24 protein-coding genes are annotated in these 21,998 nt (G+C 64.2%); 10 read left to right on the forward strand and 14 right to left on the reverse strand.

The genetic code is table 11. The features are described from left to right. Positions 1–12: 12 nt before the first annotated feature. Both NEK97_RS09130 and NEK97_RS09135 read right to left on the reverse strand, forming a co-directional pair. Complete coding sequence (locus NEK97_RS09130; RefSeq protein WP_257369516.1) at positions 13–777, reverse strand: 2-phosphosulfolactate phosphatase; 765 nt, start codon at positions 775–777, stop codon at positions 13–15. Beyond that, positions 774–1,643, reverse strand: coding sequence for a DUF4031 domain-containing protein (locus NEK97_RS09135; protein ID WP_257369517.1), 870 nt, complete (start codon positions 1,641–1,643; stop codon positions 774–776). Before NEK97_RS09135 ends, NEK97_RS09130 begins: the two co-directional genes overlap by 4 nt. Positions 1,644–1,943: 300 nt before the next feature. Between NEK97_RS09135 and NEK97_RS09140 the strand changes: the two genes are divergently transcribed. Genes NEK97_RS09140 through NEK97_RS09155 form a run of 4 tightly spaced genes read left to right on the forward strand, consistent with a single transcriptional unit; the run spans position 1,944 to position 5,081 of the window. Continuing rightward, positions 1,944–2,354: a molybdopterin-binding protein gene (locus NEK97_RS09140; RefSeq protein WP_235517734.1), complete on the forward strand. Its 411-nt coding sequence runs from the start codon at positions 1,944–1,946 to the stop codon at positions 2,352–2,354. Then, on the forward strand, positions 2,351–3,154 hold the full coding sequence (gene modA / locus NEK97_RS09145; protein ID WP_257369518.1) for a molybdate ABC transporter substrate-binding protein: 804 nt from the start codon (positions 2,351–2,353) through the stop codon (positions 3,152–3,154). Before NEK97_RS09140 ends, modA begins: the two co-directional genes overlap by 4 nt. A gap of 44 nt (positions 3,155–3,198) precedes the next feature. Then, positions 3,199–4,011 carry an ABC transporter permease gene (locus NEK97_RS09150; protein ID WP_257369519.1) on the forward strand — a complete coding sequence of 271 codons (813 nt, stop codon included), beginning with the start codon at positions 3,199–3,201 and terminating at the stop codon, positions 4,009–4,011. Then, positions 4,008–5,081, forward strand: coding sequence for a sulfate/molybdate ABC transporter ATP-binding protein (locus tag NEK97_RS09155; RefSeq protein ID WP_257369520.1), 1,074 nt, complete (start codon positions 4,008–4,010; stop codon positions 5,079–5,081). Before NEK97_RS09150 ends, NEK97_RS09155 begins: the two co-directional genes overlap by 4 nt. A gap of 4 nt (positions 5,082–5,085) precedes the next feature. Here the strand turns inward: NEK97_RS09155 and NEK97_RS09160 are convergent, their stop codons facing one another. Beyond that, the gene (locus NEK97_RS09160) at positions 5,086–5,703 is read right to left on the reverse strand and encodes an MSMEG_1061 family FMN-dependent PPOX-type flavoprotein (RefSeq protein WP_235517724.1); all 618 of its coding nucleotides are present in this window, start codon (positions 5,701–5,703) and stop codon (positions 5,086–5,088) included. 147 nt (positions 5,704–5,850) lie between these two features. Here NEK97_RS09160 and clpB point away from each other — a divergent pair, with 147 nt between their 5' ends. Next, entirely contained in the window at positions 5,851–8,511 is a 2,661-nt protein-coding gene (gene clpB, locus NEK97_RS09165; protein WP_257369521.1) for an ATP-dependent chaperone ClpB, read from the forward strand. Positions 8,512–8,523: 12 nt separating this feature from the next. Here clpB and NEK97_RS09170 read toward each other — a convergent pair whose 3' ends face one another. After that, positions 8,524–9,321 carry a septum formation family protein gene (locus tag NEK97_RS09170; protein ID WP_257369523.1) on the reverse strand — a complete coding sequence of 266 codons (798 nt, stop codon included), beginning with the start codon at positions 9,319–9,321 and terminating at the stop codon, positions 8,524–8,526. 243 nt (positions 9,322–9,564) lie between these two features. Here NEK97_RS09170 and NEK97_RS09175 point away from each other — a divergent pair, with 243 nt between their 5' ends. From NEK97_RS09175 to NEK97_RS09185, 3 genes are all read left to right on the forward strand, one after another. After that, positions 9,565–9,789 carry a DUF3073 domain-containing protein gene (locus NEK97_RS09175; RefSeq protein ID WP_024818182.1) on the forward strand — a complete coding sequence of 75 codons (225 nt, stop codon included), beginning with the start codon at positions 9,565–9,567 and terminating at the stop codon, positions 9,787–9,789. Positions 9,790–9,973: 184 nt separating this feature from the next. Beyond that, positions 9,974–10,756, forward strand: coding sequence for a VOC family protein (locus tag NEK97_RS09180; RefSeq protein ID WP_257369525.1), 783 nt, complete (start codon positions 9,974–9,976; stop codon positions 10,754–10,756). After that, positions 10,753–11,532 carry a VOC family protein gene (locus NEK97_RS09185; RefSeq protein WP_257369527.1) on the forward strand — a complete coding sequence of 260 codons (780 nt, stop codon included), beginning with the start codon at positions 10,753–10,755 and terminating at the stop codon, positions 11,530–11,532. Before NEK97_RS09180 ends, NEK97_RS09185 begins: the two co-directional genes overlap by 4 nt. A gap of 81 nt (positions 11,533–11,613) precedes the next feature. Here NEK97_RS09185 and purM read toward each other — a convergent pair whose 3' ends face one another. The 7 genes from purM to NEK97_RS09220 form a co-directional block, all read right to left on the reverse strand. Next, positions 11,614–12,771: a phosphoribosylformylglycinamidine cyclo-ligase gene (gene purM, locus NEK97_RS09190; RefSeq protein WP_257369529.1), complete on the reverse strand. Its 1,158-nt coding sequence runs from the start codon at positions 12,769–12,771 to the stop codon at positions 11,614–11,616. Beyond that, on the reverse strand, positions 12,768–14,399 hold the full coding sequence (purF, locus tag NEK97_RS09195) for an amidophosphoribosyltransferase (protein ID WP_235517716.1): 1,632 nt from the start codon (positions 14,397–14,399) through the stop codon (positions 12,768–12,770). Before purF ends, purM begins: the two co-directional genes overlap by 4 nt. A 135-nt stretch (positions 14,400–14,534) precedes the next feature. After that, positions 14,535–14,867 carry a hypothetical protein gene (locus NEK97_RS09200; protein WP_235517714.1) on the reverse strand — a complete coding sequence of 111 codons (333 nt, stop codon included), beginning with the start codon at positions 14,865–14,867 and terminating at the stop codon, positions 14,535–14,537. Positions 14,868–14,958: 91 nt separating this feature from the next. After that, positions 14,959–15,300, reverse strand: coding sequence for a hydroxyisourate hydrolase (gene uraH, locus NEK97_RS09205; RefSeq protein WP_017199951.1), 342 nt, complete (start codon positions 15,298–15,300; stop codon positions 14,959–14,961). Next, a complete protein-coding gene (uraD, locus tag NEK97_RS09210; RefSeq protein ID WP_257369534.1) occupies positions 15,297–15,806 on the reverse strand; it encodes a 2-oxo-4-hydroxy-4-carboxy-5-ureidoimidazoline decarboxylase in 510 nt (169 codons plus the stop codon). The genes uraH and uraD overlap by 4 nt, the downstream gene beginning before the upstream one ends. Positions 15,807–15,960: 154 nt before the next feature. Continuing rightward, positions 15,961–16,791 (reverse strand): phosphatase PAP2 family protein, encoded by an 831-nt coding sequence (locus NEK97_RS09215; RefSeq protein WP_257369535.1) that lies wholly within the window; start codon positions 16,789–16,791, stop codon positions 15,961–15,963. Positions 16,792–16,871: 80 nt separating this feature from the next. Further along, on the reverse strand, positions 16,872–17,333 hold the full coding sequence (locus NEK97_RS09220) for a helix-turn-helix domain-containing protein (RefSeq protein ID WP_257369536.1): 462 nt from the start codon (positions 17,331–17,333) through the stop codon (positions 16,872–16,874). Between the two features lie 111 nt (positions 17,334–17,444). Between NEK97_RS09220 and NEK97_RS09225 the strand changes: the two genes are divergently transcribed. Together NEK97_RS09225 and NEK97_RS09230 are read left to right on the forward strand one after the other, a co-directional pair. Further along, entirely contained in the window at positions 17,445–18,638 is a 1,194-nt protein-coding gene (locus NEK97_RS09225) for an MFS transporter (RefSeq protein ID WP_257369538.1), read from the forward strand. Positions 18,639–18,663: 25 nt separating this feature from the next. Continuing rightward, on the forward strand, positions 18,664–19,758 hold the full coding sequence (locus NEK97_RS09230; protein ID WP_257369539.1) for an alanine--glyoxylate aminotransferase family protein: 1,095 nt from the start codon (positions 18,664–18,666) through the stop codon (positions 19,756–19,758). Between the two features lie 39 nt (positions 19,759–19,797). On the opposite strand, the gene NEK97_RS09235 is transcribed toward NEK97_RS09230, so the two are convergent. The 3 genes from NEK97_RS09235 to NEK97_RS09245 form a co-directional block, all read right to left on the reverse strand. Continuing rightward, the gene (locus NEK97_RS09235; protein ID WP_257369540.1) at positions 19,798–20,061 is read right to left on the reverse strand and encodes a hypothetical protein; all 264 of its coding nucleotides are present in this window, start codon (positions 20,059–20,061) and stop codon (positions 19,798–19,800) included. Positions 20,062–20,069: 8 nt separating this feature from the next. Continuing rightward, positions 20,070–21,155, reverse strand: a complete 1,086-nt coding sequence (locus NEK97_RS09240; RefSeq protein ID WP_257369542.1) for a C2 family cysteine protease — start codon at positions 21,153–21,155, stop codon at positions 20,070–20,072. An 88-nt stretch (positions 21,156–21,243) separates the two neighbouring features. Further along, positions 21,244–21,795, reverse strand: a complete 552-nt coding sequence (locus tag NEK97_RS09245) for a hypothetical protein (protein ID WP_257369543.1) — start codon at positions 21,793–21,795, stop codon at positions 21,244–21,246. Positions 21,796–21,998: the final 203 nt, after the last annotated feature.

Raw genomic sequence — 21,998 nt, forward strand, 5'->3', positions numbered from 1 at the left:
AAGGGGGCTCGGCTAGACGCCTTGAAAAGCCCCGTCCCGCAGGAGGGCCACAGTAGAGCTGGCGTCCAGCCCGGCGGCGATCTCGACGTCGTCCGCGTAACCGGCATCCACGAGTTCCCTCCCACTGGAGCACCCACGCAGAACAGCTGCGAGCTGCGGTTCAGCGGCGTCGAAAGCCGCCGCCGCCGCTGCCGCCTCCGGGGAGAAATTGTGCCGCCCGGCCGCTGCTAGCCCTGCAATGAACGCGCCAGCCCCGAGTTGGTCTTCCAACGCCGGCCGCAGTGCCCCGTGAGCCCACTTCTCACCCGCTGCGATCACGGCGATGACCGCGCCCTCGGGCAGGGTGGAGTGGACCCAGTCGGCTGTAGCGGCGGCGTTCCGCAGCGACACAGCCACCACCTGCCGGGCCGAGGCTGCGAGCTCATGGCTGATTGCCGAACCATTCGGAGAGGGCAGTACCACGCGGTCCAGCAGGTGGGCAGAGAGAAGGCTTACAGGGGACAAACTGAGGCCCTCCGACCCCCGCGCCCCCGCCAACGCAGCCCTGTGATGGGCGGCGAACTCGCTGGCCCCCGCATCCCGCTGAGGGTAGGGAAAAACCAGTGCCCCGCGATCCACGGCGACACTGACGCACGTGGTGAATGAAAGGACGTCAACCACTATCGCAAGGTCAGCTCCCGGAACAACCGACCGGGCGCCGTCGAGCCCCCATTCGAACCGTACCGAGTACGGCAGTTGACGTTGCGGCGCCCGGGGTTCGCTCAGCACGCTGTTCACCCAAGTTCGCTGGTGAGGTTCCGGTGGGCTGCTTCGAGCCACAGCGCCTTGGCGCGTTCGCCGTGGAACAACGGCTCCAAGCCCAGCAGGTGGCGTACGACGGCGGCGCGCCCCTTCGCGAAGTCGTCGTCGCTGACGTGCGCGTAGTCTTCCCGGACGGCGGCCAGGTAGCGCGCGTAGGATGATTCGTCGCCGCCGAGCACGGAGAGATCGGCATCGCAGAGCAGGGCGCCGGCGTGGTCGCCGGGTTGGGGGTCGTGCGTGGAGGTGAGCCGGACAAGCCGCGCAACTTCAGCTACGTCGTCGGGAGCCAAGCCTTCCGCGGATAGTCGGGCCTCGGCAAGGAGAGCGGATTCTTCCTCGTCCTGGCCAGCCACGCCCTCATAGACGGCATCATGGAACCAGGCCGCCAAGGATACCGTTCGGGCCGGGAGGGCCGGCTCTGTGAGGGTGTCCAAGGCTTCGAGGACCGCTAGCAGGTGGGTGCGGCTGTGGTACTTCCGGCCGTCCTCTCCCCAGCGTTCCAGCAGCTCAAGTCCCAGGGTTTCGTGGCCGGGGTAAATGCTGTTCCAACGCTCCATCAGTGGCACCGTCAGTGCCTTGCTTCGCTCACGGGCGGGGATGCGGAGCCCGCTGGCGATGAGTTTGCGGACCAGGATCCGTGCTTCCACGGGGATGGCGCCGGCTGCGACGAGGTCGTCATAACGGCGTTCGGGAACGTCGTAGTGGTCGCCGTCGAAGGCCCGTTCCGGAACTCCGGCAGCGGCCGCGAACGCGTGGAGCTCCTTCAGTGACTTATCTGAAACGAGGTGCGAGAAAACGGTCCCATGAGCCGGCCAAAGAGGCGGATCGACGTAGATGGCCATGGCCAAAGTGTACCGAAACGATCCTTCCCGGCTGCCGGTCATCAGGACGTCTACCGCCGTGCTTGCCGTCCCGGAAAACGGGCGTCAGTGCCCGTGGTTATCACGGCAACCGGGAAGGAGCGCGGTGGACCGTTGGCGGGCTCAGGCTCCCCAAGAACAGGGTACGGCTGAGGACCGCCGATGGGCCAGAGTTCGACGGCGGCCTGCCGCCTTCGGGGTGTGGGGGGCGGCCATGCGTCATATTTGGTTTGCGGAACAATCTGGAGATCTGAACCGTATCTGCGGAAGTACACTGGCTCCATGCCGCAAATACGAATTTCCGAGGCCGCCCGCTTCCTCGGAGTCAGTGACGACACCGTGAGGCGTTGGACCGAGAATGGAACGTTGACACCGCAGAAGGACGGAGCGGGCCGCCTTGCTGTGGACGGGCTTGAGCTCGCCACGCTTGCCAGGGACCAGTCCCATCTCCCTGACGACCCCTCCCGCTCGGGAAGTTCGGCACGGAACCGCTTCGTCGGCCTGGTTACGGGGATCACCATGGACAAGGTCATGGCCCAGGTTGAGCTGCAATGCGGGCCTTTCCGGGTGGTGTCGCTCATGAGCAGCGAGGCCGTCCGGGAACTCGGCCTGGAACTCGGATCCGTGGCCACCGCCGTGGTTAAGGCAACCACCGTCATTATCGAAACCCCGCAGGGAAAGAGCATCATATGAGGACACGCATGAAGAAGGGCATTGTGGCCGCGGCTGTCGCTGTGGGATTGGCCAGCGCCCTGACAGCCTGCGGCACAACGGCCCCCGCAACCACTCCATCGGGCAGCAGCAGCGCGTCCCGGCTGAGCGGAACAGTGACCGTCTTCGCTGCGGCGTCCCTCAAGTCCACCTTCACCCAGCTGGCCAAGGACTTCGAAGCCAAGAACCCCGGCACCAAGGTGACACTGAGCTTCGCCGGTTCCTCGGACCTGGTCACCCAGATCACCCAAGGGGCGCCAGCGGACGTGTTCGCTTCGGCCGATACCAAGAACATGGCCAAGCTTGCCGATGCCAAGCTGCTGGACGGTACCGCAACCAACTTCGCAACCAACGTCCTGGAGATCGCCGTCCCACCCAGCAACCCGGCGTTGATCTCTTCATTTGCCGACCTCGCCAAGCCCGGCGTAAAGGTTGTGAGGTGCGCCAGCCAGGTTCCCTGCGGCGCGGCCACGGACACCGTGGAGAAGGCTGCGGGAGTCTCACTGAATCCGGTCAGCGAAGAGTCATCGGTGACCGATGTCCTGGGCAAAGTCACCTCGGGCGAGGCCGATGCGGGGCTGGTCTACGTCACGGACGTCAAGGGCGCCGGAGACAAGGTCAAGGGCATCGCCTTCCCGGAGTCGGACAAGGCGGTCAATACCTATCCCATAGCCACGGTAAGCTCCAGCCAGAACAAGGAACTGGCCGCGGCATTTATCGGCTCGGTGACCAGCGAGGCGGGTAAGAAGGTACTGGGCAACGCCGGATTCGGCGCGCCTTAAGCACCGAGCCCTTAAGCACCACGCCGCACCACTTTGAGGAGACCATGAAGACCGCCACCGGCTACCAAGGCATCCCGCGCTGGATCTTTGCCGTCGCAGCTGTGGGCGGTCTGCTGGTGGTCCTTCCGTTGCTCGCGATGGTGGCCAAAGTGAACTGGCCGCAGTTCATTCCGCTCATCACGTCCGATTCGTCGTTGGCCGCACTGGGGCTGAGCTTGCGGACCTCGGCGGCGAGCACCGTCCTCTGCGTCGTGCTGGGTGTCCCGCTGGCGTTGGTGCTGGCCCGTGGCGACTTCCCCGGACAAAGGCTCCTGCGCTCCTTTGTGCTGTTGCCGCTGGTCCTGCCACCCGTCGTCGGAGGCATAGCGCTCCTGTACACGTTCGGGCGCCAGGGCCTGCTGGGGAAGTCGCTGGAAGTGGCCGGGATCCAGATTGCGTTTTCCACTACCGCGGTGGTGCTGGCCCAAACGTTCGTAGCTTTGCCGTTCCTGGTGGTCAGTCTGGAGGGTGCCCTGCGATCGGCCGGAAACAGGTATGAAGCCGTGGCTGCGACACTCGGTGCCCGGCCCACCACGGTTCTCCGGAGGGTCACCCTTCCCCTGGTCCTGCCCGGGCTGGCCTCCGGGGCCGTGTTGTCGTTCGCGCGGAGCCTGGGTGAATTTGGGGCCACGCTGACCTTCGCTGGGAGCCTTGAAGGGGTCACCCGGACGCTACCGCTGGAAATCTACCTGCAACGGGAAACCGACGCCGATGCCGCCGTCGCGCTGTCCTTGGTCCTGGTGGCGGTGGCAGTTGCGGTGGTGGGGCTCAGCTATGGTGCCCGCCGGAGCAGTGCACCTGTGGCGGTCCAGCCATGAGCTTCGAGCTGCAGGCCAGTCTCCGCGCCAGGAATTTCGACATGTCCCTGAGCCTCCGCGATGGCGAAACCGTGGCCATCCTTGGTCCCAACGGGGCGGGCAAATCCACTCTGTTGGGAGTGATCGCGGGACTGCTGCGGCCCGATTCCGGCGCCGCACGGATCGGCGATAAAGAACTGTTCAACCTCGACGGCGGCTCCCGCCACTGGAGCCCACCGCACCAGCGCGGGACTGCCTTGCTTGCCCAGGAGGCGCTGCTTTTCCCGCACCTGAACGCGCTGGACAACGTGGCTTTCGGTCCCCGCAGTGCCGGAACATCCAAGGCGGCTGCTCGGGAAGCGGCCCAACATTGGCTGACGGAGGTGGACGCCCTGCCGCTTGCCCATCGAAAACCCGCCCAACTCTCGGGCGGGCAAGCGCAGCGCGTCGCCGTGGCCCGTGCGTTGGCTGCCGAGCCCGAACTCCTCTTGCTCGACGAACCCATGGCGGCGTTGGACATCCATGCGGCACCGTTGCTCCGCCGCGTGCTCAAACGGGTGTTGAAGGATAGGAAGGCCATTATCGTCACGCACGACGTCCTGGACGCTTACATGCTCGCCGACAGGGTGATAGTGGTGGAGCAGGGCTGCATCGCCGAAGAAGGGCCCACGCGCCAAGTCCTGGAACGCCCACGAAGCCAATTCGCGGCTGGCCTCGCGGGGCTCAACCTCGTTTCCGGGATCATCACCAGGGATGGAATCACGACGCCGGATGGCCGGGTTTTCGCCGGCCAGCACGATCCTGACTGGTCACCTGTGCCCGGCCACGCTGGCGTGGCGGCCTTCCCGCCGTCGAGCGTTTCCGTCTTCCTGGGCGACGTCCACGGGAGTCCGCGCAACGCGTTCCCCGTCACCGTCACGGACCTTGAGCCGCACGGAGACCAGATCCGCGTCCGGGCCAGTGCGGGCGCGTTAGCCCAAGCCTTGTCCGCCGACATCACGCCCGCGGCGTCGGCAGACCTCGGCCTTGTGCCAGGAATGAACGTGCGGTTCGTGGTCAAGTCCGCGCTGGTGTCGGTTTACCCGGCGTAACGGGTCAGTCCCGGTACATTCCCTCGGCGTAGGACGGTCCGTAGTAGGACTCCAGTTCCTCCAGCGGGGCTTCGGGCTGGGTGTAGGTCTTCGCGAGCACGGCAATGCTCGGCAAATCGCCGCTCTCCCAGGTTTCCGGCTGCCAGAGTCCGCTGCGCATGAACGCCTTGCCGCAGTGCGTGAACACTTCCTCCACGGTCACCACGACGGCGGCCCGTGGGCGGTGCCCCTTGACCACCATGTGTTCAAAGAAGTCTGCGTCGCTGACGATGCGCGCGGTCCCGTTGATCCGCAAGGTGTCGGTGCGCCCCGGGACGACAGACAGAATGCCGACGTTCGGGTTTTCCAGGATGTTGTGGAAGCCGAAGGCGAGCTTGTTGCCGGGCCGTTCGGGAATGGCGATGGTGTTGTCGTCCAGCACGTGGATGAAGCCGGCGGGGTCACCCTTGGGTGAGGCATCCACACGGCCCTGGGCATCGGTAGTGGAGATCACGCAGAAGGGGCTCGCGGCGAGCCATTGCCGGTCGAAAGCGCTGAGCTGCCGTCGCACCTTCTTCCGTACGCGATCCAAGGGGCGTCCAATGAGTTCTTCGAGTTCCTCCGCGCTGGAGATAGTGTCCATGCCCCCAGCCTAAGCGCCTCCCCAACCCAAAGGCTCTGGACACTGGTTTCGCCGTGGGCAAACATGGAAGACAGGGCCCCATATTTCAAAGTTGAGCGTAGTAGACTCAACTTGAAAGAATCGGTCTCACCAGAAAGGGTGCACTCTTTGGACGTCAAATTCACTACCAAAAGCCAGGAGGCCCTTTCTGCGGCCGCCATGAACGCCTCAACCGCGGGCAACCCGCAGCTCGAGCCCGCACACTTGCTCAAAGCACTCATGGACCAGCGCGAAGGCGTCGCAGTGGCGCTCCTGCGTGCCACGGGCGCGGACCCGGATGCCGTCAGCGTCCAGGCAAGCTCTGCCATCAAGGCGCTGCCGTCGTCCTCGGGCAGTTCGGTCCAGCAGGCGCAACTCTCCCGCCAGTCCATGCAGGCCATCCAGGCCGCCCAAGGCGAGGCCGACAAACTCGGCGACTCCTTTGTGTCCACCGAGCACCTGCTGCTGGGGCTCTCGGCCGGAAGTGACGCCGTCGGGAAACTACTGCGCGACGCCGGTGCCTCCCATGAGGCGCTGCTCGCCGCACTCCCGGGTGTCCGTGGCGACAGGAACGTCAATTCGCCCGACCCGGAAAACACGTTCCAGGCCTTGGAGAAGTTCGGCACCGACCTCACGGCAGTAGCGCGGTCCGGCAAGCTCGACCCCGTCATCGGGCGCGACAGCGAAATTCGCCGCGTTATCCAGGTCCTCAGCCGCCGCACCAAGAACAATCCGGTGCTGATCGGCGAACCCGGCGTCGGTAAGACGGCCGTCGTGGAGGGCTTGGCCCAACGCATGGTAGCCGGCGACGTCCCTGAAAGCCTTCGCGGCAAGACCCTGATCGCCCTGGACCTCGCTTCCATGGTGGCCGGGGCCAAGTACCGTGGCGAGTTCGAGGAGCGGCTGAAGGCTGTCCTTGAGGAAATCAAGAACTCCAACGGCCAGATCGTCACGTTCATCGACGAAATCCACACAGTCGTAGGTGCCGGGGCCACCGGCGAGAGTGCCATGGACGCCGGCAACATGCTCAAGCCCATGCTTGCCCGTGGGGAACTGCGCCTGATTGGTGCCACCACCCTGGACGAATACCGCGAGAACATCGAAAAGGACCCGGCCTTGGAACGCCGCTTCCAGCAGGTCTACGTCGGCGAGCCCAGTGTCGAGGACACCATCGGCATTCTTCGTGGCTTGAAGGAACGCTACGAGGCGCACCACAAGGTAGCCATTGCCGACTCCGCACTCGTGGCTGGGGCCACCCTGTCCAACCGTTACATCTCAGGCAGGCAGCTGCCGGACAAGGCAATCGACCTTGTGGACGAGGCCGCGTCCCGGCTCCGCATGGAGATCGATTCCGCGCCGGAAGAGATCGACCAGCTCCGCCGCGCCGTCGACCGTTTGACCATGGAGGAACTGGCGCTCCAGAAGGAGACCGACCCGGCCTCGGTGGAGCGGTTGGCTGCGCTGCGTGCCGACATGGCCGATAAGAAAGAGGAGCTCAGCGCCCTCAATGCTCGCTGGGAGGCCGAGAAAGCGGGCCTGAACCGCGTTGGTGACCTCAAAGCCAAGATCGACGAGTTGCGTTCCGCCGCGGACAAGTCGCAGCGCGAAGGCGACCTGGAATCGGCGTCGCGCATTCTCTACGGAGAGCTGCCCGCCCTGGAGCGGGAGCTGAGTGCCGCGGCCGAAGAAGAAGCCCGCACCAGTGCCGACAACAAGCCGGAACTCATGGTGGCCGAGGAGGTGACCGCGGACGACATCGCCGAGGTCATCTCCGCGTGGACGGGCATCCCGGCGGGGCGCATGCTCCAAGGGGAATCGCAGAAGCTCCTCCACATGGAAGAGGAACTCGGGAAGCGCCTGATCGGCCAAAGCAAGGCTGTGCAGGCCGTGTCTGACGCCGTCCGCCGGGCCCGCGCAGGCATTAGCGATCCCAACCGACCCACGGGTTCGTTCCTGTTCCTGGGCCCCACGGGCGTCGGTAAGACGGAGCTGGCCAAAGCGCTGGCAGACTTCCTCTTTGATGATGAGCGCGCCATGATCCGGATCGACATGTCCGAGTACAGCGAGAAGCATGCTGTAGCGCGGCTGGTGGGTGCCCCTCCGGGATACGTGGGCTACGAGGAAGGCGGCCAGCTGACCGAGGCTGTTCGCCGCCGCCCCTACTCGGTGGTGCTGCTGGACGAAGTGGAGAAGGCCCACCCCGAGGTCTTCGACATCCTTTTGCAGGTGCTCGACGACGGTCGCCTCACCGACGGCCAGGGCCGCACCGTGGACTTCCGCAACACCATCCTGGTGCTGACGTCCAACTCCGGAAGCCAGTTCCTGGTGGACCAGTCACTGGACGCAAGGGCCAAGCGGGAAGCGGTCATGGCCGTGGTGCAGGCATCCTTCAAGCCTGAGTTCCTGAACCGCCTGGATGAAATCGTCCTGTTTGATCCGCTGTCCGTTGAGGAACTGGCCCGGATTGTTGAACTGCATGTGGCAGAGCTGGGCAACCGCCTTCGCGATCGCCGCCTGAGCCTGGAAGTCACCGACGGCGCGCGTGCGTGGTTGGCTATGTCCGGCTACGACCCCGCGTACGGCGCACGCCCGCTCCGCAGGCTTGTCCAGCGCGAGATCGGCGACCGGCTCGCCAAGGAGATCCTTGCAGGGGAGATCAGCGATGGTGACACCGTGCTGGTGGACACTGCCGCGGACCTGGACGAGCTCACCATTGAGGGCTTTGAGGCGCTGACAGGGCCCGACGGCGGAATGCCGGTGGGTGCCGGCCTGACGGTCCGCAGGAAGTAGGGGACCCGGCAGCTACTTTTCGAGGAGGTTTTCCTTGATGGTGTTGCCGGAATCCACCACGATGAAGCAATCAACGCGGCGGTCGCCACGGTCCCAGCTGGTGGTGCTGGGGTAGACATTCTGCTGAAGCAGGACGTATTTGTCGGCCGCCGCGTTGAGCTTCACTGTCCGGCACACTTCGCGGCCCTTGTCACGCAACGCATTGGTTCCGGGGAACGACTCGTCTCCGGTGTAAGTGAAAACAGCGCCAAGTTGGGCCGAGTGCTCAGTATCACACGCCACGGCCCGCGCTTTGGAAGCATTGGGATCGAAGTCGGCAAAGCAGTCACCGACTTGGAAATCCTTGGCCTCGGTATCACGGGGGAGGGGGCCAAGTGTTGCTGTAGCGCTGGGGCTGGTTGTTGCCGCTTCCGGGCGGGTGCCAAGCAGGTTGAGCAGCACCCAGATCACCAAGCCGATGAGCACAAGGACACCCAGGACGATCCCGCCGATGACCAGCCGCTGCCGCTTGACCGGGTCCCCGTGCTGCTCGGGCTGCCACTCTTCGGACCCATTCGGTTGCTGCCCCGGATATGCGCTGGGGTAGCTGGGCTGCTGGCCGTCCGTCGGCGGGGCCGCGGGGTCCGGCTGTTCGCCGGGATTGGGCACGAAGTCGGGATCCATTTCGGGCGCAGGGTCTGGCTGCAATCCGGAAGGTGAGGCCCACGGTGCAGGAGGGAGCCCTGAGGGTGCGGTGGGCGCAGGGTCCACGGCGTTCTCGCCCTGTTCGCGTGGTGAACCGTCACGTGGTGGGGTGTTGTCCTGGCTCATATTCCGGTGAGTGCCTTCCTGCTCTGGGGTCGCATTGAGGCAGACTCTACCGAATTTTCACCCTTGTTGGAGGTGCCCAGCCTTGGTTTTGCTTGTGGTTGGCTGTGCCGCCGCGTTGTGTTGGCACGCAGGCACCTCCGAAAGCATGTAATCTAGACATACGACAAATTGACCAAACATTCCGGGGCCTCACCGATAGCCAAGGTGACCACCTCCGGTCCAAGTACAAAAGGGGGTCACGCCATGGGGCGCGGCCGTCAAAAGGCAAAAGCTACCAAGCAGGCTCGGGACATCAAGTACTACTCCCCGAACACTGACTATTCGGCACTTGAGCGGGAGCTCACGGGTCCGTCCAGTCGTGTAAAGAGCCACTTCCCCGAAGATCCCCCGGAGCCGGACTATTCGGCCTACGAGGACAAGTACGCGGAAGACGATGACGACGAGGTAGACACCCGCCGTATCGGATAGCTGTCGTGACCAACAGGTGCCTTTGGCACTGAGTTGCGGACCGCCGTCGTACATCAAGGTCAACGCGCATCTTCGGATGCCGTAAATCTTTTGAAAAGGGCCCCCAGGGCACGCCGATCTTTGGCGTACCCCGGGGGCCCTTTTCTGCGTAGTCTTGAGCTCGGGTGCATCGAAAGGGAGAACCATGCCGGAGGTCGATAGCTACAAGCAGGGGACACCGTGTTGGGTGGACCTGTCCTCCAATGACATCGACGTGTCCACAAAGTTCTACAGCGACCTCTTTGGCTGGGAGCTGGAGGCGCGCGACGCCGGGGACGGTATGACGTACTACATGGCGAAGCTTCGCGGGCGATACGTTGCCGGCCTGATGCAGCAGTCGCCGGACGCGCCGCAAGGGATGCCGTCGTACTGGGCGAATTACCTTGCCGTGGATTCAGCGGACGCTGCTGCCCGGGGCGTGGAGGCCGCCGGAGGATCGTTGCTTTCGCCGCCCGAATCGGTTCCCAACGGCAGCGGCCGCATGTTCTTCGCCACAGACCCCACCGGAGCCCAGATCGGTTTTTGGGAGGCCCTGAACCATCCCGGTTCAGGTCTTGTGAACGAGCCTGGCACCATGATTTGGAACGAGCTTCAAACCAACGACGTCCCCAAGGCAGTGGCTTTCTATAAGGCCGTGACCGGATGCGACAGCCGGACAGAGCCGGCAGGGGACCTGCAGGAATACACATCACTGTTGGTGGACGGAAAGCGGATCGCCGGCGCGCTCACACTCCCCATCGAGGGCCTCTCGCCGTTTTGGATGACGTACTTTGCCGTGGCTAACGTGGATGCCGGTGTGGACATGGCAGTGGAACTCGGCAGCCACGTCATCGCCCCTGCTTTCGACGTGCCGGGCATAGGTCGCATGGCGGTGCTCATGGACCCGGCAGGGGCAGCGTTCAGCATCATGACAGGAGTTACAGCATGACGGTCCGGAAGCATTACACCAACGGTGAGCCGTGCTGGGCCGACCTGCAGGCCAGGGACGTGGCCGCAGCAAAGGAGTTCTACCAGCACCTTTTCGGCTGGAGCTATCAGGACCTGCCTACCCCTGACGGCCGCAGCTACTCCCAGGCCTTCATCGGGGAGCATCTCGTGGCCGTCATCGCCCCGCAGAACCCCCTCCAGGAAGCCGCAGGGACCCACAGCCAGTGGAACATCTACATTGCGGCCACGGACACCGAAGAAATCGGGGAAGACGCCGTTCATGCCGGTGGGAAGCTCCAGTTCGGGCCCGAGGCCGTGGCGGACACCGGGGTGTTGGCGTTCATCGAACCCCCTGGCGGCGGAACCACCGGGGTCTGGCAGGCTGGCACGCACATCGGCAGCCACCTCTTCAACGAGCCCGGTGCGTTGGCTTGGGCCGAGCTGCTGACGCCTGAGCCGCAGGCCGCCGTCGGGTTCTTCCAGCAGCTTTTCGGGCATGAGGTCACCGAATACCCGCAGGACGACGGCGGCAGCTACAGCACGCTGATGGTCAACGGTGACGAGGTGGCCGGCGTCGTTCCCGCCGACGAAGGCGAGGATGCCGCCTGGCAGATCTATTTCGGTGTCGCGGACGTGCGCCGGGCCGTTGACTCTGCGGTAGCTGCCGGGGGAGTGGTGCTGGTGGAACCCGAGGAAACCACCGAGACCGGATCCCTGGCCACCATTCAGGACCCACAGGGCGGCGTCCTGAGCCTGATCCAGGTCTCGTCACGCTAGTTGGGAAGCTGGCGAACAACAAAAGAGCGGCCCTGCAGTTCGAAACTGCAGGGCCGCTCTTTTTAAGAGGTGATAGACCGCTTAGGCGTACGCGTTCACCAAACGGACAGCGCCGCCGTCGACACCCTTGGCACCCTGGACGTAGTCCGGGCCGGTCTTGTCGATCGAGTCCGAGTCAGCCGAAACAGTACCCATGACCCACGACGGCAGTCCGCGGTCGTTGAGGCGGGCAACAGCAGCGTCGGCAACTTCGGGGGACACAATGGCGATCATGCCCACGCCGAGGTTCAGCGTGCGCTCCAGGTCGGCCAGCGGGACGTTGCCCAGCTCGGAGACCAGCTTGAAGATCGCGGGGAGTTCCCAGGTGTTGCGGTCAACCGTGGCAACCAGGCCCTGCGGGAGGACTCGGGCCAGGTTGGCGGCCAGGCCACCACCGGTCACGTGGCTGAAGCCGTGAACTGCGGCGCCACCCGTGAGCGGGAAGGTGCGTGCGAGGTCCAGGCAGTCGGCTGCGTAGACGCGGGTCGGCTCAAGGAGCTCCTCGCCCAGCGTGCGGCCGAGCTCGGAAACCTGGCGGTCCAAGGCCCAACCGGCGTGGTTGATGACGCGGCGGACCAAGGAGTAGCCGTTGGAGTGCAGGCCGGAGGATGCCATGCCGATCACGACGTCGCCGGCACGGACACGGTCCGGGCCAAGCAGGGCATCGGCTTCGACAACACCGGTAGCGGCACCGGCGACGTCGTACTCGTGCTCGCCCAGGAGGCCCGGGTGCTCGGCGGTCTCGCCGCCCACAAGGGCGGTGCCGGCAACGGAGCACGCAGCTGCGATACCGCGCACGATGTCGGCGATGCGCTCCGGAACAACTTTGCCGCAGGCGATGTAATCGGTCATGTACAGCGGCTCAGCGCCAACCACCACGATGTCGTCCACCACCATGCCCACCAGGTCGAAACCGATGGTGTCGTGGATGTCCATGGCCTGGGCGATTGCCACCTTGGTGCCAACACCGTCCGTGGACGTGGCAAGCAGCGGCTTCTTGTAGGTCAGCAGCTTCGAGACGTCGTACAGGCCAGCGAAACCGCCGACGCCGCCAATCACCGAGTTGTTGTGGGTCGCCTTGACGGCGTCCTTCATGAGTTCGACGGCGCGGTCTCCCGCTTCGACGTCGACACCTGCAGAAGCGTAAGTGATGGCGTTTGCATTCTGGGTGCTGTCAGCGGCGGGGGTTGCGGAGGTCATACAGACTCTTTCTTGTCGGCGTCGGTCAAACGATCAGCGTCGGTAAGGAGGTTTTCGAATTCGGCGTCGGGTCCCGGATCGCAGCCTGTGGCACCGGGCTTCTCGGCCGGATCCTCGGAGTCGTCCACGGACTCGGACTCAGCGGCCGGTTCCAGGCCGCCCAGGTCCGTGCGCTCCAGCAGGTTCTTGCCCAGCTTGTCCGCGTGCGGCAGCTCAATCGGGTACTTGCCCGTAAAGCAGGCCGTGCACAGGCGTTCGCGCGGCTGCTGGGTGGCGCCGATCATGCCATCCTCGGAGATGTAGGCCAGCGAGTCAGCGCCGATGGCCTGCGAAATCTCCTCGATGGTGGCGCCGTTGGCGATCAGCTCCGCGCGGGACGCGAAGTCGATGCCGTAGAAGCAGGGCCACTGCACCGGTGGGGAGGAAATCTTCACGTGCACCGCAGCAGCGCCGGCTTCGCGGAGCATTCGGACGATTGCGCGTTGCGTGTTGCCGCGGACGATCGAGTCATCCACCACCACAATGCGCTTGCCACGGATCACCGATTCCAAGGCGTTGAGCTTCAGGCGGATACCCAGCTGGCGCAGGGTTTGCGAGGGCTGGATGAAGGTACGGCCAACGTAGGCGTTCTTGACGAAGCCGTGAGCGAACGGGATGCCCGACTGTTCGGCGTAACCAACAGCCGCAGGGGTACCCGATTCCGGAACGGGGATGACCAGATCGGCCTCGTGCGTGTTTTCGCGGGCCAACTGGCGGCCCATCTCAACACGGGCCTCGTACACGGAGCGGCCGGCAATGGCAGCGTCCGGGCGGGCAAGGTAGACGTATTCGAAGACGCAGCCGGCGGGGGTAGCCTCAGCGAAGCGCTGCGAACGGACGCCGTCCTCGTCGATGGCAATGAATTCGCCGGGTTCGATCTCGCGGATGAAGCTCGCACCAACGGTGGCAAGGCCGGCCTGCTCGGAAGCGACCACCCAGCCACGGTCCAGGCGGCCCAGGCACAGCGGGCGGATGCCGTATGTGTCACGGGCTGCGTAGAGGGTTCCCTCGTCCATGAAGACGAAGCAGAAGCCACCCTTGATCTTGGGCAGCAGCTCCAGTGCGGTCTGCTCCAGGGTCTTGCCCTCTTCACCCTCAAGGAGTGCGGTCACCAGGGCGGTGTCAGAGGTGTTGCCCTGCTTCATCTCACCGGTCAGCTGGCCATCGTTGCGCTCAAGGATCATTTCCCGGAGTTCAGCGGTGTTGGTCAGGTTGCCGTTGTGGGCCAGAGCAACCGTGCCGGTTGCGGTCGCACCCAGGGTTGGCTGCGCGTTGGCCCAGTGGCTTGCACCGGTGGTGGAGTACCGGCAGTGGCCAACGGCCAAATGCCCGGTCAGGGTATTAAGGGTTGTCTCGTCGAAGACCTGGGACACAAGGCCCATGTCTTTATAGACATTGATGCGCTTGCCGTCACTGGTAGCGATACCAGCCGATTCTTGTCCGCGGTGCTGCAGCGCATACAGCCCGTAATAGGTGAGTTTTGCTACTTCTTCACCGGGAGCCCAAACCCCGAAGACGCCACAAGCGTCCTGGGGGCCTTTTTCGCCAGGGAGAAGATCATGAGAAAGTTTTCCGTCGCCACGTGCCACTGGTCGATTGTCTCATGTTGTGGCCGTGGTAGGTCCCCCCGCAGCCTATGTGACCCCGCGAACAGCGCCGATACGGGCAAAATGCGACACGTCTCACAGTGCCTCCCGCGCGAAAGGTGGGTCTTAACGCCCGACTTACCGGACGTCGTCGTGCTCTGGGCCTTCATCCGGAACCGAGTCCGGAACGGCTTCCACCACGGCGCGCTGTGAGCGCTTGACGCTGACCCGGTCCAGGACCAGGGCGAGGATCGAGAACACTATGACGCCGCCGCCGGCGCAAACGATCAGGAAGAAACCAAAGACGGTGCTGGCGTCGAAGGCGGGGTCCGCCGGGCGGCCGTAAGCGATGATCGCGGCCACGATTGCGCCCACCACCGCGCCCAGAATCATGAAGGGTACGAACTTGGGTGCCCGCCGAACCGTGATTTCGCGGCGGGCGGAGTTGGGGGTGGTGTCCTTTGAAGCCATGTGTTAAAGCCTACCGTTCCCCGCCGATACGACAGCTAATGCCAATGTTCCTAGGGAACATTGGCATTAGCTGGCAACTCGGCGGGGTGGGTTAGCTGCCGCGATACGTCGAGAACGCGAACGGGCTCAGCAGCAGGGGCACGTGGTAGTGCTCGCCGGCATCGGAAACTGTGAAGTTCAGGTCCACTTCGGGGAAGAACGTCTCCGTGCCAAGGCCTTCGTAGTAGGCGCCCGTGGCGAAGTTCAGCCGGTACGCTCCGCCGGGAATCCGCTCCGGGCCAAGGGTCTTGATGCGGCCGTCGGCGTCCGTTTCGCCCTTCGCCACCAAGGTCCAGTCGTCGCCTTCGCGGACGTAAAGTACGACGGCGACGCCAGCCGCCGGGCGACCGGAACCGGTGTCGAGGATGTGGGTTGTTACCTGCGAAACGCTCATGCGTTGACTCCTTCGCTGACCAGTCCGGAGAGGCGCAACAATGCGATCTCCCGCAGCTGGCCGGCCACGATTGTGTCTTCTTCTTCGGGTGTGTGGGTAATGCGTTCCTGCAGCGTGGCGAGGATTTCCTCGGCGCTGCGGCCTGCGGCGCGGATCAGGAAAACCCTGCCGAATTTTTCCTCGTAGGCACGGTTCCCCTCGGCCAGGGCCGCTGTTGTCTGGTTGTCGCCGGGGTCAACTCCGGCTTGCTCCGAACGCGACATTGCGGCCTCGGTGGTTTGTGCCTTGGGGCGTTCGCCGATCCGGGGGTGGTGGGCCATGGCAGACTCCACTTCGGCCGGCGTGAAGGGGTGCGCGGCTTTGTTGGCGTGGGCCAACAAGTCGTCCACGCTTGCGAAGGGGCGGGCGTCGACGATTGTTTCGACCCAGCGGCTGATATCCAGGCAGGGTGTCAGGGTTTTGACGGCCTCATCCCGCTCAAGGCTGTTGAATACTGCAAGCTCCATGCTTGTCATCCTCAGGCAAATGCTGGCATCCATGGTGTGGGCTATGCGGAACTCCTGCTGTTCAGCAGGAGGAAGCGCGATACTTCTGCTTCCGCATCATGGAACTGTTATTTCAGCATACGTAATTTAGTTAAGCCGAGAGATCACTCTGGTGTCAAGAGACTATCGTAGTGTGGCGTCTCGTGCGCACGGTCAGATAGAGGCGATGGGCCGTGATGACCAGCGCCAACCATGAGATGCCAATAGCCCAGGCGGCCAGGACATCGGTCAGCCAGTGATGGCCGAGGTAGACACGGCTCAGGCCCATGGTGATGGCAAATGCCGCCGCCACCGCCACGGTAATGACCCGCGCGCGCAGGGTCTTTAGCCTCAGGATGACCAGGTACGCCACGATGCCCGCAATCACCAGGGAGTTCAGGGAGTGTCCGCTGGGAAAGGAGGGGGAGTGCTCGTAGGGCGGGATGGCGTCGGCGAGGTCCGGCCGGGTGCGGCCAAAGAGTGGCTTGCCGAGGACGGTGATGAGCAGTGAGCCGAGCCCGGCGGCAAGCATCAGGATGACCGGTGTCCAGGACTTCCTGCGCACGGCCAGGAAGATCATGATCACCACGGCAATGATGGGCATTCCCACAGTGCCACCGATGTTTGTGTAAGCAGTGATCGCAACATCCAAGGCGGGGGAACGGACCGTCTTGGCTGCATCAAGTGCTGGATGGTCCAGGCCCGCAACGCCGTCAGCTTCCGTGACGGACTCGTAAACTTCGCCGAAAACCAGGGCCAACGACAATGCCACCGCTAGGCCCACGACCAGCGTGATGATGAGCGCTGCATAGGGGCCGAGGAGCCTGGTGATCCACTCGGCGCCCCTGGCCAAGGTGCGCCCGATCGGGGATTTCCAGCGCGTCAGATCCTGGCCCGCAACGAAGCGGTCCTGGCTTACTTCGCCCTGGACGCCGGCTTCCGGTTGCTTCTGCCCTTCAGTCGTCACTCTTGTCCCCTATCCGTGGCGGCCTCGGTATTTGGTGAGCAACCTTAGCATTTTCACCTTGGGTGATCCTGGGGATGCGTTCAGGGAAGCTGCTGGCCCACCTTGGCCACCTGTGCTTCTTGGGGGTCGAGTTCCTTTCCGCCGGATCCGAAGGGGTGAAGCTGCGGGACTGGCTGTCCGGTCGACGTGTCGATGAGGACTGAGTGCCTTTCGTCGGGGCCGAAAGCGTTGCGTTCGCCCCATTGCCGAAGGCTCAGGATCAGCGTGAAGAGGTCGCGCCCCGCATCAGTGAGCTCATACTCGCTCCGCGTGCCGCGGGGGTTGGGGATCCGCGTCAGGATGCCTCTGTCAACCAGGAGTCGAAGCCGGTCCGAAAGGATGTTCTTCGCGACGCCCAGGGACTTCTCAAACTCGGAGAAGCGACGTTTGCCATCCAGCGAATCCCTGATGATCAGCAGGGTCCATTTGTCGCCAACAAGGTCGGTAGCCCTGGCGACAGGGCACTCGGGATCTGTCCAGTCCACGTCGGTTGGTTGCAGCATGAAACCATTCTGCCATACGCTCATTTGGTTTCATATCGAAACCAAACGAAAGAGGTAAGCCCCATGGGTAACGCCACAAAATCTGCACAGGGCCTAAGCCCTGGATTACTCTTGCTGCTCGCAGTCGCTGCCGGGTTCATGGTGTCCAACCTCTACTACGGGCAGCCGCTCCTCGAAGTCATTGGCTCGGACGTCGGGATACCCGTGGCAGGCATCGGCTGGATTGTGGCCTCAGCCCAAGCCGGGTACTTAGTGGGGCTGGTTCTTTTGGTTCCACTGGGAGACGTAACCGATCGCCGAAAGCTGATGGCCCTTCAAGTCGGGGCCAGTGCCGTGGGAGCATGCACTGTCACCTTGGCGTCATCGCCCACCCTCTTGCTCCTTGGATTCGTTCTCCTGGGAGGTGCCTCGTCCGTGGTGCAGACCATCGTGGCGTTCACCGCCGCATCCAGTAGCCCCCACCAAAGGGGGCGCAACATCGGTACCGTAACTGCCGGCGTCGTGAGTGGCATTATCCTTGCGCGGACCGTAGCGGGTGGCTTGACGGATGCGTGGGGCTGGAGGTCGGTCTATATCCTGGCGGCTTCGGTTGCGGTGATCCTCTCCGCCGCCCTTTTCAGGGCGTTGCCCCAGGACCGGCCGGATCGAGGCGGCGTCAGCTACCGGCAGGCAGTCCAGTCGGTTGTGGTCCTCACCCGCAGCAATCCCGTTTTTCGGACCCGGGCCCTGATCACCATGCTTCTTTTTGCGTCCTTCGGCGTGCTGTGGAGCGGGATGTCACTGCTGCTGGGTGGCCCCGGCTGGGACCTGCCGCCCCGGGTCATTGGACTCTTTGGGCTGGCCGGCCTGGTGGGGATACTGGCCGCGTCAAAAGCCGGAGCAGCGGCGGACCGGGGTTGGGGCCAACGGGTCACCGGTGCGGGCTTAATCGCGCTGCTTGGCTCATGGATCGCGTTGTGGTTGGGAGAGTGGTCGCTGCTGTGGTTCGTCGTCGGAATCGTCGTGCTCGACGCCGCCGTGCAGGCTGTCCACGTCAGCAGCCAAACGCTGATTGTCGCGGGGGCCGAGGAGTCGGCCGGCAGCATCATCGGCAGCTACATGGTGTTCTACTCCGTGGGCAGCGCCGCTGGGGCCGCGACAGTAGCGCCCGTTTACGCCGCATGGGGCTGGGCCGGTGCCAGTGTGCTCGGGGCGGCATTCGCGTTCGGAGCGCTGGCTATTTGGGGTGCCGACCAGCTCCGATCGGCCAATTCCGGCTCCACGGCAGGTGCGGTTCGCGCCTCCCACCACGCTGGGGCAGAATGACCACTACCAGCGGAAGGAGTTCCACATGCCAGACATTCTGACGTCCAGGTTCCTGTTCGGTCCCGGCCCCAGCAATTGCTACCCCGAAGCCATGGCCGCCTTGGCGTACCCCGTGCTAGGCCACCTGGACCCGGTGTTCATCGAGCGGCTCGACCACACCTGCGAGGGCCTCCGTACCGTGTGGGGGACCACCAATGCGCGGACCTTGCCGTTGAGTGCTACCGGTTCTGGCGGGATGGAAGCGGCTTTCGTGAACACCGTGTCCGACGGCGACGTGGCAGTGATCGCTGTCAACGGCCTTTTCGGGGCGCGGATGTGTGAGGTCGCCCGGCGCTGCGGCGCAGAGGTGGTCCGCGTGGACCATGAGTGGGGCCAGCCCATCGACGCCGACCGGGTGCTCTCGGCACACCCTCATCCCAAAGTGATCGCGGCGGTCCACGCTGAGACATCCGTAGGCGTGATCTCCGACATCGCAGCCCTCGGTGCCGGCAAGGGAGACGCCCTGCTGATCACGGACGCCGTCACATCGATCGGTGGGTTGGAGCTCTTGGCGGACGACTGGGGGATCGACGTCGGATACGCCGGCACGCAGAAGTGCTTGGGCGTCCCGCCGGGATTGTCGCCGTTCACGGTGTCCGACCGCGCGTTCGAACGCCGCGTCAAGGATCCGCGTTCCTGGTACCTCGATATTGGGCTGCTCGGCGGCTACGTCGGCGCGGCCAGCGGTGCCCGGACCTACCACCACACTGCACCGGTCACCATCATCGCCGGCCTGGAAGCTGCGTTGGACCGCATCCTCGCCGAAGGGCTGGACGTTGTGCAGGCCCGGCATCGCGCCGCTGGTGACGCGTTGCAGAACGGGCTGCAGGAGATGGGGCTGGAACTGTTCGCCGCCGAAGGTTCCCGGTTGCCGAGCCTCACCACCGTCAAAGTGCCCGACGGCGTCAACTCGGCTGCCGTGCGCGCCTACCTTTTGGAGCACTTCAGCATGGAAATTGGCTCTGGGGTGGGGGAATACGCGGACACGGTGTGGCGGATCGGCATGATGGGCCCCAACGCCAACAGTGCGTCGGTGACACTGGTGCTGGGCGCGCTGAAAGAGGCCCTCGCCAAAGCCTGACGCTCTCTCACCTCCCGCCTGTTTGGGGGTGACGCTCTCTCACGTCCCGGCGTCGTACTTCAACGTCACCGAGGCGAGGGCCGAGTCGTCGTCGGGCTGGATCCCGGTGACGGTGAGGATCCCCGCGCCGGGCAGGGTGACGGACTGGCCCTCCCGGAAGGCCTGCTTCCGTTCCTCCTCTGCCGTCCGGATCCAGAACTGCACGGCAGGAGCTCCTTCCGCGATGCCGATCTTCACCACGCCTACTTGCACGCCGTCGAAGGTCGGCTGCATTCCTTGCTTCACGGTTACCAGCTGTTCCACGGTCATCCCTACTTCACATCCACGGAGTACACGGAATCGAAGTTTTCCTTGTACTCATCTTCGGTCAGTTCCAACGTTCCGGACTTGTGGTCGCTGTCGCCCTCCATGTAACCGCCTGAAGGCCCCCATGGGTTGGCCAGCACGATGACCTTCTGGCCGTCGTCGTTGGTTTTCACATCCACCACCATGTACGCGTGGTTGGGGACCACATCTGTGCGGTTGACCTCTTCAGATTCCCAGAACCAATCGAAGTCGTCGTCTTTCACATCTTCGGTGCCTACGGAGACCGCTTTGCCGTCCGAAAGTTTGTCCTCGATTTCGTCCAGGTTCAGCTCACCGTCCTTATCCGCGGACTTACCGGTCATCAGCTCCATGGCTTCGTTGCTGTAGCCGCCGTCGATGTCATCGTAGGATCCGCCCCGGTGCTCAGCGGCAGCGCGTTCGTAGATGGACAACCAGTTCGGCTCACCGTCCGCGCCGCGCACGCCGCCCTCCGTGGACTTGGCCTCCACAGTGACCTCCACGGGTTCGCCGTCCTCATAAAGGGTGACCATCCAGTGCGTCGGCGGGTCGCCAACGGGTCGCATATGCGATTCCAGGAACTCATCCAATTTGCCCTGCCGCTCCAATTCCTGGGCCACCGAACCGATCCCGGCCAGTAGCCAGCAATCACCGATCTGGCCCTGGCGGATATCACTGGGGTTGCCGGCGTCGGGGTCTTTGCGAACATCGCCGGGAACATCGACGTCGGGCGTGTCCGGGTTCAGGGGCCCGGGGTCGCCGGGTGGGTTGGAGTCGGCCCGCCCGGAACGATCGGAACCCGAAGACCCCGAGCTGGACTTGTCCTGTTCGTCCGCGTTCCGGGCCAATTCCGTGGCCTGGTCCCGTAACTCGGCGGAGATCCTCACCAGCATCGGCCGGTGCTCGGAGTTCCACGACGCCCGGAATATCGCAGCATCCTTGCCGTCCCAGCGGGCGTTGGCGATGAGGCCTCCCAGTTCCTGGGACAGCGAGGTCATTCGCTCGGAGTGCCGGGACATGGTTTTGGCCAATGTCCGCAACTGTTCAACATCAGCACCGTAGAATCCCGGCATTGTCCCGTCCCCCTTGAATGTTGTGGCCATGAAGCCAAGGTCACCGTAACCGTGTGGCCCGCCGGACGCGATGGATAGAACTTCCCTGTCAGCCCGTGGGGGTGGCCGTGCCGGCACAACTTTCGGCCGTGACCGGGACCGTCATGCTCAGGAAGGCGGGGCTCTTCGATTCGATGGTGATGGTCGCGCCAGTGCCGTCGGTGCTGCGGGCCACCACCCAGCCACCCGGAACGGGGTCAGTTCCGCCGAACGCCGGGAAGCCGTGCTTTTCAAGGATGGGGTCTGCCGCGTCGAAAACAGCCTCGAAGTTTTTGGACGGCTCCACGATGTCCGCGCTGCTTTTCATACTTTGCGGACGGAAGATGCACGTGCCGTCTTTGCTGTTCGTGACGCTGGAGGGATCATCCGGGGCCCAGGTTATCCCCGGCATTTTGGCTTCAAGGGCCTCCACGAGCTCTTTGGTCAGGGCGTCGTACTTGATGGTGCTCTCCGCGAGCGATGCCGGCGCGGCCGTGACCGGCGGCGCCGAGCTCGGCTTCCGGGTGGGGCCGTCCGGGGTTGCGGCGCAGCTGGACAATGCCGCCGCGCACCCCAAAAGCGCAGCTGCCAGCCGCAAGTTTCGCTGCGCGGTTCTGCGCATGGTTCCCCCAACTTCATAAAACGCTCGACGGCGGTACTCACCGAATGGTGTCACACATGCCTTCCGGCTGCGATGGGCAGAACACCCCTTCGCCGGCTTCGGGGGTGGGATGTGAGTGAGGGTTTGGTTGAAGGGGGTGGGATGTGAGTGAGGGTTGGGTTGAAGGGGGTGGGATGTGAGTGAGGGTTGGGTTGAAGGGGGTG

It is taken from the genome of Paenarthrobacter sp. UW852, from assembly GCF_024608385.1.
Taxonomy (GTDB): Bacteria; Actinomycetota; Actinomycetes; order Actinomycetales; family Micrococcaceae; genus Arthrobacter.

Bases quoted from the DNA above. Each gene is read 5' to 3' on its own strand.
- NEK97_RS09135 (WP_257369517.1), bottom strand. From the start codon at position 1,643: ATGGCCATCTACGTCGATCCGCCTCTTTGGCCGGCTCATGGGACCGTT.
- NEK97_RS09140 (WP_235517734.1), top strand. From the start codon at position 1,944: ATGCCGCAAATACGAATTTCCGAGGCCGCCCGCTTCCTCGGAGTCAGT.
- modA (WP_257369518.1), top strand. From the start codon at position 2,351: ATGAGGACACGCATGAAGAAGGGCATTGTGGCCGCGGCTGTCGCTGTG.
- NEK97_RS09150 (WP_257369519.1), top strand. From the start codon at position 3,199: ATGAAGACCGCCACCGGCTACCAAGGCATCCCGCGCTGGATCTTTGCC.
- NEK97_RS09155 (WP_257369520.1), top strand. From the start codon at position 4,008: ATGAGCTTCGAGCTGCAGGCCAGTCTCCGCGCCAGGAATTTCGACATG.
- NEK97_RS09160 (WP_235517724.1), bottom strand. From the start codon at position 5,703: ATGGACACTATCTCCAGCGCGGAGGAACTCGAAGAACTCATTGGACGC.
- NEK97_RS09170 (WP_257369523.1), bottom strand. From the start codon at position 9,321: ATGAGCCAGGACAACACCCCACCACGTGACGGTTCACCACGCGAACAG.
- NEK97_RS09175 (WP_024818182.1), top strand. From the start codon at position 9,565: ATGGGGCGCGGCCGTCAAAAGGCAAAAGCTACCAAGCAGGCTCGGGAC.
- NEK97_RS09180 (WP_257369525.1), top strand. From the start codon at position 9,974: ATGCCGGAGGTCGATAGCTACAAGCAGGGGACACCGTGTTGGGTGGAC.
- NEK97_RS09185 (WP_257369527.1), top strand. From the start codon at position 10,753: ATGACGGTCCGGAAGCATTACACCAACGGTGAGCCGTGCTGGGCCGAC.
- purM (WP_257369529.1), bottom strand. From the start codon at position 12,771: ATGACCTCCGCAACCCCCGCCGCTGACAGCACCCAGAATGCAAACGCC.
- NEK97_RS09200 (WP_235517714.1), bottom strand. From the start codon at position 14,867: ATGGCTTCAAAGGACACCACCCCCAACTCCGCCCGCCGCGAAATCACG.
- uraH (WP_017199951.1), bottom strand. From the start codon at position 15,300: ATGAGCGTTTCGCAGGTAACAACCCACATCCTCGACACCGGTTCCGGT.
- uraD (WP_257369534.1), bottom strand. From the start codon at position 15,806: ATGGAGCTTGCAGTATTCAACAGCCTTGAGCGGGATGAGGCCGTCAAA.
- NEK97_RS09220 (WP_257369536.1), bottom strand. From the start codon at position 17,333: ATGCTGCAACCAACCGACGTGGACTGGACAGATCCCGAGTGCCCTGTC.
- NEK97_RS09230 (WP_257369539.1), top strand. From the start codon at position 18,664: ATGCCAGACATTCTGACGTCCAGGTTCCTGTTCGGTCCCGGCCCCAGC.
- NEK97_RS09240 (WP_257369542.1), bottom strand. From the start codon at position 21,155: ATGCCGGGATTCTACGGTGCTGATGTTGAACAGTTGCGGACATTGGCC.
- NEK97_RS09245 (WP_257369543.1), bottom strand. From the start codon at position 21,795: ATGCGCAGAACCGCGCAGCGAAACTTGCGGCTGGCAGCTGCGCTTTTG.